We start from the raw sequence: 1,144 nt of genomic DNA, 5'->3' as shown, positions 1-1,144 counted from the left end.
CCCGGCCGGCCCGATCGGGCGCCCGCGCCGCGACGGATCGCACTGCTTCTACCGCAAGCGCCGCGGGATCTGGCCGTGGGGCGGGGAGCAAACGGCGTTTGCACACTCTCCCGGCCAGGCCTGGTATCGCCGCCGTTTCGTGCCTATTATACCACAAATTTCGACAACCGCCCACCGCCGACACCCCTCTTTTCCCCCTGCAAGGGGGCAAATTTTTGAGCCGTCCTTTGGGCATTTCGCCGACGGACGGCCGTTCATTTGTGGCGATTTTGATTCTATGCCGGAGGAGGGGGCCTATGGTATACTACCATTGTATGTGCAACCACCCCCGGCCAACCCCTTTGTGGGGGAAGGGCCGGGGCAGAGAGGAGGATGCGGGCGATGCAGCGGGAGGACAAACTGCTGGGCTGCCTGGCTGGAGCCGCCATCGGCGACAGCATGGGCGGCCCCACCGAGGAGCGGAGCACCGAGATGATTTTGGAGGACTTCGGCGGCTACGTGACCGATTTTCGCGACGCCCCCCTGGATACCTGGGCCTACGGGGCCAAGGCGGGGATGGTGACCGACGACTTCTCCCTGGCCTATTTCACCCTGGAGGCCGCGGTGGAGGCGGGGGGACGGGTCACCCGGGCGGTGGCCGAACAGGCCCTGCTCAAATGGGCCCAGTATCCGGCCTACTTCGACTACAACGTGGGCCCCACCACCAAGGCGGCGGTGCGGGCCCTGCGGGGCGAGCCGGCCCCCCCGCGGGACATCCCGGTGCAGGTGGTCTGCGAGAACGGGCGCGCCTCCAACGGGGCGGCCATGAAAATCGGACCGGTGGCCCTGCTCTCGGGGGGAGATGTGGACCGGGCCATCGCCGACGCGGTGGAGGCCTGCCTGCCCACCCACCCCTATGACATCCCCCTGGCGGCTTGTCTGGGCCCTCTGTTTTTTTGTGGCGGCGTCCCCCCGGCGGCTTGTCCGGGCCCTCCGCTCTTTTGTGGGGGCATCCCCCCGCGGCTCGTGCGTGGCCCCCGCTATTTTGTTGCTGCCGTCCCCCGGGGCCGCGTACTGGCGACTCGCACTATTGTGCTGGAGCCGCGCACGGTGCGCCTGCACGGAGCCTACGCTGGATGTGTAGACGCTCGTGCCCTGGCTGCGC

General features: G+C 68.1%; 1 protein-coding gene. It reads left to right on the top strand.

Annotated elements, in window-relative coordinates; all coding sequences use genetic code 11:
- Window positions 1-381 precede the first annotated feature (381 nt).
- On the top strand, window positions 382-1,144 hold a 763-nt coding region (locus BN3266_RS00005; protein ID WP_195891577.1), incomplete at its 3' end, for an ADP-ribosylglycohydrolase family protein.

Origin of the sequence: Bittarella massiliensis (ex Durand et al. 2017) (assembly GCF_001486165.1) — a bacterium.
Classification (GTDB): domain Bacteria; phylum Bacillota; class Clostridia; order Oscillospirales; family Ruminococcaceae; genus Bittarella; species Bittarella massiliensis.
The sequence above is the reverse complement of the archived record's forward strand: the minus strand, read 5'-3'. Positions and strand labels throughout refer to the sequence as shown.